Origin of the sequence: Agrobacterium sp. 719_389, from assembly GCF_900188475.1 — a bacterium.
Lineage (GTDB): Bacteria > Pseudomonadota > Alphaproteobacteria > Rhizobiales > Rhizobiaceae > Agrobacterium > Agrobacterium radiobacter.
Window position 1 is genome coordinate 250,637 of record NZ_FYEM01000001.1, and the last position, 14,066, is coordinate 264,702.

At 59.4% G+C, this 14,066-nt stretch carries 16 protein-coding genes; all 16 read right to left on the reverse strand.

What is annotated here, in order from left to right; all coding sequences use genetic code 11:
• Window positions 1–3 precede the first annotated feature (3 nt).
• Entirely contained in the window at window positions 4–783 is a 780-nt protein-coding gene (locus CFB10_RS01270) for an anti-sigma factor (RefSeq protein WP_020012498.1), read from the reverse strand.
• Window positions 780–1,286, reverse strand: a complete 507-nt coding sequence (locus CFB10_RS01275; RefSeq protein WP_020012499.1) for a sigma-70 family RNA polymerase sigma factor — start codon at window positions 1,284–1,286, stop codon at window positions 780–782. The genes CFB10_RS01270 and CFB10_RS01275 overlap by 4 nt, the downstream gene beginning before the upstream one ends.
• Window positions 1,287–1,291: 5 nt before the next feature.
• The gene (locus tag CFB10_RS01280; RefSeq protein WP_020012500.1) at window positions 1,292–1,681 is read right to left on the reverse strand and encodes a hypothetical protein; all 390 of its coding nucleotides are present in this window, start codon (window positions 1,679–1,681) and stop codon (window positions 1,292–1,294) included.
• Window positions 1,682–1,790: 109 nt separating this feature from the next.
• Window positions 1,791–2,357, reverse strand: coding sequence for a YceI family protein (locus CFB10_RS01285; RefSeq protein WP_026364096.1), 567 nt, complete (start codon window positions 2,355–2,357; stop codon window positions 1,791–1,793).
• A gap of 372 nt (window positions 2,358–2,729) precedes the next feature.
• Window positions 2,730–3,455: an arsenical resistance protein ArsH gene (gene arsH, locus CFB10_RS01290; RefSeq protein ID WP_026364097.1), complete on the reverse strand. Its 726-nt coding sequence runs from the start codon at window positions 3,453–3,455 to the stop codon at window positions 2,730–2,732.
• Window positions 3,433–3,855 (reverse strand): arsenate reductase (glutaredoxin), encoded by a 423-nt coding sequence (gene arsC, locus CFB10_RS01295; RefSeq protein ID WP_020012503.1) that lies wholly within the window; start codon window positions 3,853–3,855, stop codon window positions 3,433–3,435. The genes arsH and arsC overlap by 23 nt, the downstream gene beginning before the upstream one ends.
• 2 nt (window positions 3,856–3,857) lie before the next feature.
• Entirely contained in the window at window positions 3,858–4,916 is a 1,059-nt protein-coding gene (gene arsB / locus CFB10_RS01300) for an ACR3 family arsenite efflux transporter (protein WP_020012504.1), read from the reverse strand.
• The gene (locus tag CFB10_RS01305) at window positions 4,916–5,443 is read right to left on the reverse strand and encodes an arsenate reductase ArsC (protein ID WP_020012505.1); all 528 of its coding nucleotides are present in this window, start codon (window positions 5,441–5,443) and stop codon (window positions 4,916–4,918) included. The genes arsB and CFB10_RS01305 overlap by 1 nt, the downstream gene beginning before the upstream one ends.
• A gap of 29 nt (window positions 5,444–5,472) precedes the next feature.
• Complete coding sequence (locus tag CFB10_RS01310) at window positions 5,473–5,835, reverse strand: helix-turn-helix transcriptional regulator (RefSeq protein WP_020012506.1); 363 nt, start codon at window positions 5,833–5,835, stop codon at window positions 5,473–5,475.
• A 110-nt stretch (window positions 5,836–5,945) separates the two neighbouring features.
• Complete coding sequence (locus tag CFB10_RS01315) at window positions 5,946–7,727, reverse strand: chloride channel protein (RefSeq protein ID WP_026364098.1); 1,782 nt, start codon at window positions 7,725–7,727, stop codon at window positions 5,946–5,948.
• Between the two features lie 21 nt (window positions 7,728–7,748).
• Window positions 7,749–8,573 (reverse strand): MBL fold metallo-hydrolase, encoded by an 825-nt coding sequence (locus tag CFB10_RS01320; protein WP_020012508.1) that lies wholly within the window; start codon window positions 8,571–8,573, stop codon window positions 7,749–7,751.
• A 2-nt stretch (window positions 8,574–8,575) separates the two neighbouring features.
• On the reverse strand, window positions 8,576–9,358 hold the full coding sequence (locus CFB10_RS01325; protein ID WP_026364099.1) for a TatD family hydrolase: 783 nt from the start codon (window positions 9,356–9,358) through the stop codon (window positions 8,576–8,578).
• Between the two features lie 11 nt (window positions 9,359–9,369).
• Entirely contained in the window at window positions 9,370–10,920 is a 1,551-nt protein-coding gene (metG, locus tag CFB10_RS01330) for a methionine--tRNA ligase (protein ID WP_020012510.1), read from the reverse strand.
• Window positions 10,921–11,032: 112 nt separating this feature from the next.
• Window positions 11,033–12,058: a DNA polymerase III subunit delta' gene (locus tag CFB10_RS01335; RefSeq protein WP_020012511.1), complete on the reverse strand. Its 1,026-nt coding sequence runs from the start codon at window positions 12,056–12,058 to the stop codon at window positions 11,033–11,035.
• Entirely contained in the window at window positions 12,051–12,725 is a 675-nt protein-coding gene (tmk, locus tag CFB10_RS01340; protein ID WP_020012512.1) for a dTMP kinase, read from the reverse strand. Before tmk ends, CFB10_RS01335 begins: the two co-directional genes overlap by 8 nt.
• Before the next feature lie 135 nt (window positions 12,726–12,860).
• The gene (locus CFB10_RS01345) at window positions 12,861–14,033 is read right to left on the reverse strand and encodes a D-alanyl-D-alanine carboxypeptidase family protein (protein ID WP_020012513.1); all 1,173 of its coding nucleotides are present in this window, start codon (window positions 14,031–14,033) and stop codon (window positions 12,861–12,863) included.
• Window positions 14,034–14,066 lie beyond the last annotated feature (33 nt).

Here is a 14,066-nt window from a genome sequence, read left to right on the forward strand (position 1 = left end):
CGGCTAACTCAATTGCTGATAGGTGTCTTTCGCGATGGCGTCCATGCGGTCGGACGGCAGGTTGCCGACCAAAGCGCAGCGGATCATTTCGTCGTCCCAGGAGACGGTCTCCAGTGAACCGACGCTCGAGCGCCGCATGGCGGTGTCGCTCGAGTCGGCCGCAGCCACGATATAAAGAGTGACGCGCTGCCCGCTTTTATCTTCATACATGAGCTGGGCTGCGACGCCTTCGGAACTTGGGAGGACACGGCCGCCGACAAGGGACAGACCATGGCGGGTGAGGTCGGGAATGTTCAGTTTGCGGTCCAGCCGTTTCGACAGCCATTTCGGCAGGCTGGAAGCATTTTCCGCATCGGCCCGAATTTCCACCGGATGCAGAACATCGCTCGCAAACAGCTTATGCGCCTGCATAGCATCCGCCACGAGAGAGTGGGCGGGTTCCGCGACCTGAGACACCAGCCCGCGCCCGAACCAGCCGCCCGCCAAACCAACGGCCAGAACGAGGATGGATGCCGCCGCCATGTTGCGCCATTCGGCACGCTGCGATCGCAGACGCCGCTCGATCCGGTAAACATCGAGGCGCTCGGGTAAAGCACCGGTATCAAGAGGGCCGTAGAGCGCCGTCAGCGTGGTGTTCTGCTGCTGCCATATCGCAACCTTGCGTGCGTCGGCCGGATTGGAGGCGAGGTGAGCGCGCACGACGTCACGCCGCTGGTCTTCGAGCTGCCCGTCGACGTAAGAGATCAGATCGGCTTCGGTTATCTGAGGCTCGTTGCCGGTCATTTTATCACCTTGAGATTTGGCTGGTCTTCCTGGGTCATGCGGGCGAGGGCCGTTCGGGCTCGCCCCAGACGGGACATCAGAGTGCCCAACGGAATTTCAAGAACATTTGCCGCTTCCGCATAACTGAGGCCTTCGACAACGACGAGGAGGAGGGCTTCGCGATGTTCGCCGGACAGTTTTTCAATGGCGCGGGCCATTTCGGCCAGCGCTATCCGGCCCGTTTGCGCCGCCGGCACGAACAGCTGTTCCGCAACGTCGTCAATCGGGATTTGTGAGGGCCGGCGATTTCGGCCGCGCAGATTGTTGCGATAGACGTTAACAAGCACCCGGTACAACCAGGGACGCAGCGGTCCCTGCGGTTTCCACAACGCCTTTTTGCGGATGGCTCTCTCCAGACAGTCCTGGACGAGATCGTCAGCCGTTTCACGGTCGTGTGTGAGCGCATTCGCGTAACGTCGAAGCGCCGGTATGCAACTCGTGATCTCGTCCAGAAAATCCGGCATGGATACTATTCCTTGGCAATGTGCCAGACGCCGCCGACGCCATGGCCTGTGACATCGCCCGGCTTCTTGTCCATCTGCCAGCGATAGAGCGGCTTTCCGTCATGCGACCATTGCATCGTACCATCTTTACGGGAAACCGGTTTGTAGTCGCCATCCGCCTTGTCGGTTTTCGAGGCGGCGAGGGGCGGCCATTTCTTTGCACAGCTATCGTAGCAGGCCGACGCGCCACTGGTATCATTGTCGAAAGTATAAAGGGTCATGCCTTTGGAGTCGGTCAGGATCGTGCCTTTGGCCGTTGCCTTTTCAATCACCGCGCCACCGGCATAGGGTTCGGCCAGTGCAGCCGTGGCCGTGAGCGCTACAAGGCCGGCCAGAACGAAATGATGTGCACGCATGGGATAGTCCTTTGAGGAATGATGGATCGGAGAAGATGCCCGATATTGGAGAAACACCGGCCAGCGGCGCTTAATCCCAGCGCCGCTGTTTTTTTTGCCCCCTCGCTTTTTATCTGACGCCCTTCAAATCAAAGTCGAATGCCACCGTATTCGAATAGAGCGGCACCCCAACACCCATGCCATAGGGCAGGCGGGCGACATTGCCGGTGACGTGGAAGGTGACGGATCCCTTCTGTTGCTCGACGAATGTAGCGTGAAACGTCTCGGGTCTGGATATGCCTCTGGCTGTCAGTGTGCCTTCAACAACTGCGCTGCGCGGTCCGTCCTGGGTAACGCGGTTGGAGCGAAACACGATCTGCGGATAAACGGCGATATTAAAAACCGCGCTTGATCGCAGGAAGTTTTCCACCCGTTCCTGTCCCGTCTGGACACTGGAAGGGTTGAGACTGATCTCCACGTAGGACTTGGCCGGCTGATCCGGATCGATGTCGAAACGGCCGGATATGTCGGGAATTGTGCCTTTGATCCCGGGGCCGGCAACCTGTGCTATTGAAAAGCGTATGTGAGAGGCAGGATCGATGCGATATCGTCCGGCTGCGGACGAGAACGGGCTGGCAGATACCGGCAGGCCGGCCAATGTCACCATGAAGAGAGTGAGGGAATAGGAACATTTCACGGCGCAAGCTCCTTTACGAGTAGTCGCACTCAGGAGAACACCGCAGGAAGAGGTTTAATCCGTACCACGCCGGCAGATCGTCAAAATCCCGCTCACAGGGGAATAACCGGCTTTGATTATGCGGCGGGCAAACATCCACAGGGGTATGGCTTCAATCCATGAACAATAATCGCATAAGATAGATTATGGAACTTATTTGATGGTGCAGTCAGGGATTTGTGTGGTTATTGCCCGTTGCATATGTCGCGGCGCGATCGAGCTCTGGTCGGCTCAACGCCTCCAAAGCAACTCGGTATCTTCTCCCGTTGCGATCGATTCAATCAAAGTGTTCGTGAGCCGAAAAGCACGAACCGGCCCACCAGGGCCGACCGGTCAGATCGATCCAAGCGAAACACGTTTTTCAAGCTCGTCTGCCTGCTCTTTGCGTTCACTGTAGCGATCTGTCAGATAGCTGGAAGCATCACGCGTCAGCAGCGTGAATTTCACCAGTTCCTCGCAGACATCCACGACCCGGTCATAATAGGATGACGGTTTCATCCGGCCTTCCGCGTCGAATTCCTGAAACGCCCTTGCCACCGAAGACTGGTTTGGGATGGTGATCATCCGCATCCATCTGCCGAGAATTCGCATCTGGTTCACCGCATTGAAGGACTGGCTGCCGCCGGAAACTTCCATGACGGCGAGCGTCTTGCCCTGTGTCGGCCGAACCGATCCGACTGCGAGAGGAATCCAGTCTATCTGTGATTTCATGATGCCGGTCATAGCGCCGTGGCGTTCGGGACTTACCCAGACCTGTCCCTCCGACCATTGGGAGAGTTCACGCAGCTCCTGCACCTTGGCATGGCTGGCCGGCGCTTCATCGGGCAAAGGCAGGCCCTTCGGATCGAATATCCGAACCTCGCAACCAAGCAGTTCGAGCAACCGCCCGGCCTCGAATGCAAGCAGACGGCTATACGAAACCTCGCGCAGCGAGCCGTAAAGGATCAGGATGCGCGGCTTGTGGGTCGAAAACGCCGGACGCAGCGCATCCGGGTCAATGCTGTGCAGGTGCTGCGCCTGCAATGCGGGAAATGTCTCAGGCAATGCGCTTTCCTTCATTGTCGAGGACCTGCTCGCCATCCTCCTTGAAGAACGGTCCGTTGAAAGTCCTGGGCAGAATATCCAGCACGACTTCCGACGGACGGGCGAGCCTGGTGCCAAGCGGTGTCATCACGAAAGGGCGATTGATGAGGATCGGCGTCTCTATCATGGCGCCGAGCAGCTGATCGTCGGTCAGATCAGGATTGTCGAGACCGAGCTCGGCATAGGGTGTCCCCTTCTCGCGCATGGCTTCGCGCACCGTCAGGCCCGCATCCGCAATCATTTTTGCGAGCCGTTCGCGCGTCGGCGGTTCCCGCAGATATTCGACCACGGTCGGCTCGATCCCTGCCGCGCGGATCAGCGCCAGCGTGTTGCGAGACGTTCCGCAGGACGGATTGTGAAAAATCGTGGCGTCCATAGTCATAGCCTTTCGGTCACTGTCGTTCGGGAAACGGCGGGGGCGGCCTCATACCAGTTCTTCGAGCGGTTCACTATCCAGACGACCGAAAGCATGACCGGGACTTCGATGAGAACACCGACAACGGTTGCCAGCGCCGCACCTGACTGAAAACCGAACAGGCTGATGGCGGCAGCGACGGCCAGCTCGAAGAAATTGCTGGCGCCGATGAGGGCCGAAGGCCCGGCGACGCAATGGCGCTCACCCGTCATCCGGTTCAGGAGGTAGGCAAGCCCCGAATTCAGATAGACCTGGATGAGGATCGGGATGGCAAGCAGGCCGATGACGGCTGGCTGGGCGATGATTTGCTCGCCCTGGAAGGCGAAGAGAAGAACCAGCGTCGTAAGCAGCGCCATCAGTGAAATCGGCTGCAGCCTTGCAAGAACCCGATCCAGCGTTCGTGATGTTCCATCAGTCATGAGCCACCGCCTGATCAGCTGCGCGAGGATGACGGGAACGACAATATAGAGCGCGACAGAGAGAACGAGCGTATCCCAGGGCACGGTGATGGCCGAAAGGCCTAGCAGCAGCCCGACAATCGGAGCAAAGGCCACGACCATGATCGCATCGTTGAGCGCGACCTGCGACAATGTAAACAGCGGTTCACCCCGTGTCAGGTTGCTCCAGACGAAGACCATGGCGGTGCATGGAGCAGCGGCAAGGATGATCAACCCGGCGATATAGGAGTCGATCTCACCAGCCGGAAGATAAGGGCGGAACAACCAGCCGATGAAAAACCAGCCGAGTAGCGCCATTGAGAACGGCTTGACGGCCCAGTTGATGAACAACGTCACGCCAATGCCGCGCCAGAATGTGCCGACCTGCAAGAGAGAGCGAAAATCGATTCTGAGCAGCATCGGGATGATCATCAGCCAGATCAGGATCGCAACCGGGATATTCACCCTGGCGATCTCGGCAGCAGCGACGAGTTGAAAGACGCCGGGCATCCAATGGCCAAGCGCGACACCGACAACGATGCACAGCAACACCCAGGCGGTCAGATAACGTTCGAAGATGGACATCAGGCCGACTTTCCTTCGGGAGTGGTGGTTCCATCCAGCGCGCCGATCTGCCGGAGCCTGGTTTCCAGCGCCATTCGATCGATCGATTGCAGGGGCAGGCTGACGAAAACCGCGATCCTGTTCTTGAGGAAACGCGCAGCCTGCGCGAAGGCGCGCTGAACCTCGGCCTCTGAGCCGACCACGGCGGCGGGGTCCTCTATACCCCAATGAGCCGTCATCGGATGACCGATCCAGACGGGGCAAGCTTCACCTGCGGCGCTGTCGCACACAGTAAAAATGAAATCCATCTGGGGCGCATCAGGCCCGGCAAAAACATCCCAGCTTTTCGAGGTGAAGCCAGCGGCAGGATAACCAAGCGCCGCCAGTTCCTTCAGGGCGTGAGGGTTCACCTCTCCCTTCGGCTGGCTGCCGGCCGAATAGGCGTTGAACCTCCCCTCACCCTCCTTGGCGAGAATGGATTCGGCAAGAATGGAACGAGCGGAATTGCCCGTGCACAGAAAGAGCACGTTATAGATCTTGTCGGTCATGGTTTCGGTCCGTGGTTAGATCGGCGGCCTTACAGGCCCGGCGATGGTTTCGCCTCCGGGCTGCAGCAGGGTGTCAGTTCGGCAATCAGCGGCGCACAAAGTTCGGCGGAACCACCGCAGCAATCCTTCAGCAGAAACAGGGTCAGCAGGCGCAACCCGTCAAGATCGGCGCGATAGATGACAGACCGGCTTTGCCGCTCGCTCTTGACCAGACCCGCCCGCGAAAGCGTGGCGAGATGCGCTGACATCGTGTTCTGGGGAACATCGACAAGGCGCGCAAGTTCACCGGCGGGAACGCCGTCCGGCTCGTGCCTAACAAGCAGCCGGAATGTTTCCAGACGGGTGGATTGGGCCAGAGCGCCAAGTGCTGTTATTGCGGTTAAATTATCCATATATCCAGAATAATGGATTCAATGAGATTGTCAACACATCGAACGAGACAGAATTATTAAATAAAAAGAATTATTTATATCAATAAGTTGCTCGAATTCCCTGATGTACATTATAACTCGCCGGACGCCTCCCGACGCCTCAAATCGAGTTCTTCGCTGTAGCGCCGCAGTGTATGGCTTTCGGTGAGCAGGCCAACCGGCCGGTTTTCGATCTTGTCGTTGACGACCACAAGCGCCTCGCTCTCCGCCGCATCGAAGGCGGCCGCCGCCTGACGGGCGTTCATGGTCGGCAGCAGCACGTCATTCTTGTACTGGAGATAGGTTTCAAGGCTGATCTTGCTGGGGTCGCGATCCATCGGGTCGGCATAGATTTCCGGGACGAGGACGATGCCGGCGTAACGTCCGTCATCATGGGTCATGATTACCCGTTGCGTCGAGCCGAGCGGGAATTTCTCCTTGAAGGCCGGAAGACCCATGCTGACATTGGCCTTGCGGATATCGGCGCGCATCATCTTGCCGACCGTCAGGTCGCGAATCCAGCCGATATCGTGGGCGCTGCGAATGCTCTCGCCACGCAGGTGAAAACGCCATGTGGCGAAGGAGTAACCGAATGTGGTGCGCACCACGAGCGAGGTGGTGATGACGGAGGCAAGCACCAGAGCCGTGATCTGGAAGTCGCCGGTCAGTTCCAGCGCCAGAAACGTCATCGTCAGCGGCCCACCGATGATGGCGGCGGCAAAGGCGCTCATGCCGATCACGGCATAGACGATCGGCGCCGTCGATCCATAACCGATATAGGGGGCGCAGAGCGCAAAAACCTTGCCGAGCAGCGATCCCATGAACAGCGAGGCGAAAAACAGGCCGCCGCGGAAATTCGAACCGATGGAAATGGCGCTGGCCGCCGCCTTCAGCAGGAACAGCCCGGCCAGCCCGTATATCGTCAGTTCGGCGTCAATATTGAGATGAAGTGCGCCATGGCCGCTCGACAGCACCTGCGGTGAAATCAGCGCAAGCCCACCCACCGCCACGCCGCCGATTGCAGGACGCAGCCAGCCGGGAATGGCGCTTTTGCGGGCCGTCTCCTCGATGAAGGACACCGCCTGCATCAGCGTGATGCCGATGGCCGCGCACACGACGCCGAGAAAGATGGCGGGCACATAATCCGCCGGCGTCACACGGCTGGCATCGACGATATCTATGGAAAGGCCATGGCCGCCGATAACCCCGATGACGGTCGTCGCCACCAGCGCCGAAACGATGAGCGGCGCAAGCGTTACGACGGTATAGGTGCCGATGATGAGTTCGATGGCGTAGAAAGCCCCGGTCAGAGGCGCGTTGAAGGCGGCGGCAATCGCCCCTGCGGCGCCGCAGCCGACGAGGATGCGCATGTCCCCTCGCCTCAGTTTCAGCTTGATACCGATCTTGGAGGCGACGCCGCTGGCGATCTGCGTGTAACCCGCCTCAAGCCCGACAGACGCTCCGAAGCCGTTGGAGACGATGTTCTGCAGGCAGACAATGATACTGTCCGTCAGCGACAGGCGGCCGCCATGCAGCGCATTCGCCTCGATCGGGTCGACCATGGGTTTCTTGCGGGTCTTCGATAGAATGAAGATGATCAGGCCAAGCACGACGCCGCCGATGATCGGACCGGCAAGCACGATCCATCCGGACAGGTCACTGCTGCTCAGTCGCTCGACGCCGAATACCAGCACATGCAGCGCAGTGCTCAAGGCGCCGATCAACGCCACCAGGAGACCCGCTGCGATGCCGATGAAGACGGCGAGAGCAACCAGCCCCAGTTCGCCGCGACGGAACATTGCCCGCAACCGGCTGGCGCGCAGATTGTCGAAGAAGCTCGCCATACTGGGTGCACGGAAAGGCTTGGTCGACATGCTGTTCCTTTTCAGGCGGCGTCAGGCTGCTTCGATATCGATCTCGAAACGCATCTGATCATAAGCCGGTTCAACATTATCAGGCGTTTCACGCATCACCGTGTCATAATCGAGCGGAATATGCATGTGGGTCAAGATCGCCCGTTTGGGTGCGAATTTCTCGATCCAGCCGAGCGCCTGTTCCAGAGACAGATGGCTGGGGTGGTAACGGTGCTGCAGCGCGTCGATGACGAGGATATCGAGGCCGGAAAGCTTCGGCAGGGTCTCAGTCGGAAAATCGCTGACATCGGTGCAATAGGCGACGTCACCAATACGGAAGCCCAGCGAATGCACATCGCCATGCTGCTGCATATGCACGTTGAAAGGTATCGGCCCGCCTGCCCCGTCGATGATAACGGGCGCATCGATATCCGCGATGATCCGTGGTTCGACGATGGGCGGATAGCTGCTGCCCGGCGGCGTCTCCAGGCAATAGGCGAAACCATCCCATATACGCGCCATGGTGACGGGATCGGCATAGATGGGAATGCGGTTTTGCTGAATGGCGAAATAGATGCGCAGATCGTCAATGCCGTGCAGATGGTCGGCATGGGCGTGGGTGTAAAGCACCGCATCGACCGCCTCCACCTTCGCCGCGATCATCTGCTCGCGAAAATCCGGGCCGGTATCGATGACAACGGTCGTCTTGCCGCCATCCGGACCGATCTGCTCCACCATGAAGGCGGTGCGGGTGCGCCGGTTCCTGGGGTTATCCGGATCGCAGGCGCCCCAGTCGCCGTTGATGCGCGGCACGCCGGGCGACGACGCGCATCCGAGAACCGTGAAGCGGCGACGGTAGATTGCCACACCTACACCCTTGTCATCTTCGAAAAGCAGCGGAAGGCGTTTTCGGTGGTGATTTCGGCCATGCGCTCATAGGAAACGCCATGCACCTCGGCCAGAACCTCCGCGGTATTGACCACGTAGGAAGGTTCGTTGCGTTTGCCGCGCCAGCGCTTCGGCGCAAGATAAGGCGCGTCCGTCTCCACCAGCAGCCGCTCCAGCGGCACGGTGGCGGCGATATCGCGGATATCCTGTGATTTCGGGAAGGTCAGAATACCGGAGAAGGAAACATAACCGCCAAGCTCGACACCGGCTTTCGCCAGCTCAGGACCAGCGGAGAAGCAGTGCAGAATGAAGGGGAATGCTCCCTTTTCGCTCTCGGCGCGCAGAATGGCGGCCATGTCGTCATCAGCGCTGCGGCTATGAATGACGAGCGGCAGCTTCGTTCTCCTCGCCGCCTCGATATGGCGGATGAGGCCGGTCTTCTGGTCTTCCGGCTTCTGCGTGTCGTAGAAATAATCCAGACCCGCCTCGCCGATCGCCACGATCTTGTCGTGGCTTTCGGCCAGCCGCACCAGATCATCGGCCGAAATATCCAGTTCTTCGGCCGCGCTGTTGGGATGTGTACCGACGGAGCAGAAGACCGACGGATATTTTTCCGTGATCTTCAAGAGCTCGGGCAGGCGGCGCACCCGTGTCGAGATCGTCACCATCTGGCTGACACCCGAAGCATGGGCGCGAGCGATGATATCGTCGCGCTCAGCCTCGAAATCGGGAAAATCCAGATGGCAATGGGTATCGATCAGCATGGTTGTCGCCTTCACGCTTCCGGCGCGACATAACGCGGGAAAACCGGCTTCGGTGCTTCCAGCGGCGTGCCCGGAACCAGACGGCCAGCTTCGCCCAAAGCAGCGAAATCACGTTTATCGGCAGGCGCAGCGACGAGATCGAGCAGCTTGTCGCAGGATTGCGGCATGAAGGGCTGCAGGAGAATACCGATCTGGCGCACCACTTCCGCCGTGACGTAAAGAACCGTGCCCATGCGCTCGGGATCGGTCTTCTTCAGCGCCCACGGCTCCTGCGAGGCGAAATAACGGTCGGTTTCCGAAACAACGGCGATGATGGCCGCCAGCGCGCGGTGAATGAGCTGCTTGCCCATCTCCTCGCGGCAGAGCGCCAGCAGCCCGTCGGCGGAGGCGAGCATCGCCCTGTCTTCATCGGTGAACTCACCCGGCAAAGGGATCTGGCCGTCGCAATTCTTGACGATCATCGACAGCGAACGGCTGGCGAGATTACCGATGCCATTGGCAAGATCGGCATTGATGCGGGTGGCGATGCCCTCTTCGCTATAGCTGCCGTCCTGACCGAAGGAGACTTCGCGCAGGAAGAAATAACGGACCTGATCGAGACCGAAATGGTTCACCAGATTGGCCGGATCGACGACGTTGCCGAGCGACTTTGACATCTTCTCGCCCTTGTTGAGCAGGAAGCCATGGGCATAGACCCGCTTGGGCAGAGGCAGCTTTGCGCTCATCAGGAACGCCGGCCAGTAGACCGCGTGGAAGCGGATGATGTCCTTGCCGATGATATGCACGTCGGCAGGCCAATATTTGGCGCGCGGGCCGTTCTTGTCTTCGATGTATCCGGTGGCGGTAATGTAGTTCGTCAGCGCATCGACCCAGACATACATGACGTGCTTGGGATCGTTCGGAACCTTGATGCCCCAATCGAAAGTGGTGCGGGAAATAGACAGGTCCTTGAGGCCGGATTTCACGAAGGAGATGATTTCGTTGCGACGCTCGGCCGGGCCGATGAACTCCGGGTTCTCCTCATAGAGCTTTAGCAGCTTGTCCTGATATTCGGAGAGCTTGAAGAAGTAGCTTTCCTCCTCCACCCACTCGACCGGCGTGCCCTGCGGCCCGTAACGAACGCCGTCAGGGCGCACTTCCGTCTCGTCCTCGCCGTAATAGGCCTCGTCGCGCACGGAATACCAGCCGGCATAGCTGTCCTTGTAGATGTCGCCGCTATCGGCCATCAGGTTCCAGATATTGCGCGAGGTCTCGTGGTGACGCTCTTCCGTGGTACGGATGAAATCATCGTTCGAGGCATTGAGCAGCTTGCCCATCTCGCGGAACTGGTCGGAATTGCGCTGCGCCAGCTCTTCCGGCGAAATACCTTCCGCCCGCGCCGTCTGCTGCATCTTCTGGCCGTGTTCGTCGGTGCCGGTCAGGAAGAACACATCCATCTCATCCAGGCGCTGAAAGCGCGCCATGGCGTCCGTCGCAATCAACTCATAGGCATGGCCGATATGCGGCTTGCCGTTAGGATAGGAGATCGCGGTGGTGATGTAGAATGGTGTCTTGTCTGTCATGACTGTCTATCGACTTTACAGGCTGTTTTTTGGATAGACCGCTCTTAAACCATTGTTCGCAGCAGCGAAACAACAACTTCCCCATTTCGGGTATGATTCCTGATCCCGGCACTTAAACCGAACGGATATCTTCCAGAATGGAAAGCACCATCTGCTTCTTGTCGAGATTATAGGCCTGCGCCACGGTGATGCGTTCCGAAAGCGCCGAGGAAAGCCGCGCATGTTTTTCCGCCGCAGCGATATCGCCCGCCATCGCCGCCGCCCGCGCCCTCTCCATAAGCTCTTCCGTCACGTGCTCCATGAAGAAGCCGAGAACGATGTCGCCATCCTTCTGTGCCAGAACCTCGGCAAGCTTGTGCATCTGCTTGCGCACCCCGGACCCTTCAGCCGCCATGACTTCCGCAAAGGCCTCGACAATGTCGGAGCCGCCGTAATTCATCAACTTCAACGCCTGCGCGACGCTGCCCTTCGAGGCGGCAAGCAGGGCGTCGCGTTTTTCACCGGATGGGCTGATGCCGAGATGATCGAGCGACTGCACCATGGCCGCATCGGAAAGCGGCAGGAGCCTGAGCGGCATGCAGCGCGAGCGGATGGTCGGCAGCAATTTTCCCGGCGCATGCGACAGGACGAGGAACATCGCCCGCTTTGGCGGCTCCTCCAGTATTTTGAGGATGGCATTCGCGGCGTTGCGGTTGAGGTCGTCGGCGGGATCGATGACGACGATACGCCAGTTGCCGGTGCCGGAGGTCTGCGAGAAGAAGTGCCCTGCCCGCCGCACTTCGTCCACGGTGATGGCGGATTTCACGCGGCCCGTCTTTTCGTCCACCGGACGGGTGAGATGCAGGAGATTATGCGAGGCCCCGGCGGTGATCTGCCGGCTGACCAGCGATTGCGGATCGGGATCGGCAAGAAAATCCGGCGCCAGCGACGGATCGGGATGGCTGAGCACATGATTGGCAAAACGGAAGGCGAGCGTCGCCTTGCCGATACCCTCCGGGCCCTCTATCAGAATGGCGTGATGGCCCTTACCGGAACGATAGGATTGCGCGAGGAACGCTTCCGCCTCTTCATGGCCAAAAAGCTTCGTGTTCTGCTGTGGCGCAATCGCGCCGTCGAGAACGCCCTGAACCTCACTCATGCGCCGCGCCCGCCGCCGTTTCCAGCTGTTCAAGCAAAGGCTCTACGAAGGACAGGACATCCTCCGCCACTTTTCCTTCCGGCTGGTCGGCATTGACGATCCGGCAACGACGCGGTTCGGCGAGCGCAATATCCAGATAGGCTTCCCGCCGCTTCTCGTGGGTTTCGATTTCCTCTTTCTCGAACCGATCAGGCGCAGCGCCCTCATCCGCACGCTTTCTGGCGCGGGCGAGCCCCTTTTCGGCGGCGATATCGAAAATCAGCGTCAGTTCGGGCACGACGCCGTCAATCGCGATGCGTTGCAGGGTCTCGATGAATTCCGGCTCCAGATTGCCGGTCGTGCCCTGATAAACACGGGAGGAATCGAGAAACCGGTCGCAGAGCACGATCTCGCCGCGTGTGAGCGCCGGGCGAATGACCTCCTCGACATGGTCGTTGCGAGCAGCCGCGAACAGGATTGCTTCCATGCGCACGCCGAAGGATTCGGCCGCACCCGAAAGGAGAACGTGCCGGACAGCCTCTGCGCCCGGCGAGCCACCCGGCTCACGCGTCACGACCACCTTAAAACCACGGCCGCGAAGCGCCTCGGCAAGGGTGCGAATCTGCGTCGACTTACCAGCGCCTTCGCCGCCTTCGAAGCTGATGAACAATCCGGTCTTTTCGGCCAATGTCACGTCCTGCACGGGTTTTCTAAAATTCGAATTGCCTGTTTACAGCATCGAAGCGAAATGTGTGAAGCGCTTTTCAGAAAAACAGGTGCCTGAACAAAAGCATAGGAACAAGGCGGCGCGTGGAGCAGGCATTCAGAGCCAGAACAGCAGCAGTTCCTTCAGCGCACTCGTTGCATTTTGGGTAAGCGACCCCTTGCCGACCGCCGCCTTCGTATAAAGTGGAACCTCCCGCAACAGGCGTTCGCCCGAAAAAATCTTGAGCGTTCCGGCATTTGCACCAACGTCCAAAGGTGCGTTCAGCGGCCAGCGATACACGATTCGTCCGGAAATACGCTCCGGATTATTGACCGGCACCAGCACGCTGACATCTTCCTTCGGCGAAAGATCGATATGCGCGACATCGCCGCCATAAACGCCGACCGACCCGACAGCCTCGTCCTTGCTGAAAAGATGGCGTTTTTCAAAGGCTGTCAGGCCCCAGTCCACCACCCGGCGGGCTTCTTCCTGCCGCGTCTTGTCGTCCACTATGCCTGAAAGCGCCAGATAGACCCGGCGGCCTTCCCTCTCGGCCGAGACGACGGCGGCAAAACCGCTGCCTTCGGCAAAACCAAGCCCGAGACCATCGATACCGCTGCCCGGCATCAAGAGCGTGTTTTTATTGCGCTGGAAAATCCGGTTCCATTCGAAATCCGGCTTGGTGAAAAGCCCGTAACGGTCGGGGTAGCTGTCATGCAGATGCTGGGCAAGGCGCACCATGTCCCTGGCGGTCGTCTGGTTGCCGGGATCGGGAAGCCCCGTGGAATTGGTGAAGGTGCTGCGGCTCATGCCAAGTTCGCCCGCCCGCACCGTCATGCGCTTGGCGAAGGCGGCATCCGAGCCCGCCATGCCTTCGGCGATGACAATGCAGCCATCATTGGCGTTCTGGACGATGATGCCGGTCAGAAGATCATTGATGCTGACGGAGGATTTCAGCGCCGCGAACATGGTCGACGTGCGCGATGGCGCACCGCCCGTGCGCCAGGCATATTCCGAGACAGGATAAGCGGTCTCCGGCGTCACCTGCCCCTTGGACAGCGCATCCAGCACCACCTCCACCGTCATCAGTTTGGCAAGCGATGCGGGCGGAAAAGGCTGGCTCTCATTTTGCGAAAGAAGCACCGTGCCCGTTTCGGCATCGATCATATAGGCCTGTTCGGCCTTGGCGATGAAGGGGGCTGTCTGTGATTGTGCCGGGCCTGCACTGAGAAACGCAAGCGCTGCCGCTGCGACGACCGAACGATAGGAGCGATGAATGGCCTTGCGCATGAAACCGCCCAGTCCTGCCTGCCGTAACCGGCT

Bases quoted from the DNA above. Each gene is read 5' to 3' on its own strand.
- CFB10_RS01280 (WP_020012500.1), bottom strand. From the start codon at position 1,681: ATGCGTGCACATCATTTCGTTCTGGCCGGCCTTGTAGCGCTCACGGCC.
- CFB10_RS01325 (WP_026364099.1), bottom strand. From the start codon at position 9,358: ATGCTGATCGATACCCATTGCCATCTGGATTTTCCCGATTTCGAGGCT.
- metG (WP_020012510.1), bottom strand. From the start codon at position 10,920: ATGACAGACAAGACACCATTCTACATCACCACCGCGATCTCCTATCCT.
- CFB10_RS01315 (WP_026364098.1), bottom strand. From the start codon at position 7,727: ATGTCGACCAAGCCTTTCCGTGCACCCAGTATGGCGAGCTTCTTCGAC.
- arsB (WP_020012504.1), bottom strand. From the start codon at position 4,916: ATGTCCATCTTCGAACGTTATCTGACCGCCTGGGTGTTGCTGTGCATC.
- CFB10_RS01345 (WP_020012513.1), bottom strand. From the start codon at position 14,033: ATGCGCAAGGCCATTCATCGCTCCTATCGTTCGGTCGTCGCAGCGGCA.
- CFB10_RS01275 (WP_020012499.1), bottom strand. From the start codon at position 1,286: ATGCCGGATTTTCTGGACGAGATCACGAGTTGCATACCGGCGCTTCGA.
- arsC (WP_020012503.1), bottom strand. From the start codon at position 3,855: ATGGACGCCACGATTTTTCACAATCCGTCCTGCGGAACGTCTCGCAAC.
- CFB10_RS01270 (WP_020012498.1), bottom strand. From the start codon at position 783: ATGACCGGCAACGAGCCTCAGATAACCGAAGCCGATCTGATCTCTTAC.
- CFB10_RS01305 (WP_020012505.1), bottom strand. From the start codon at position 5,443: ATGACCGACAAGATCTATAACGTGCTCTTTCTGTGCACGGGCAATTCC.
- CFB10_RS01335 (WP_020012511.1), bottom strand. From the start codon at position 12,058: ATGAGTGAGGTTCAGGGCGTTCTCGACGGCGCGATTGCGCCACAGCAG.
- arsH (WP_026364097.1), bottom strand. From the start codon at position 3,455: ATGAAGGAAAGCGCATTGCCTGAGACATTTCCCGCATTGCAGGCGCAG.
- CFB10_RS01310 (WP_020012506.1), bottom strand. From the start codon at position 5,835: ATGGATAATTTAACCGCAATAACAGCACTTGGCGCTCTGGCCCAATCC.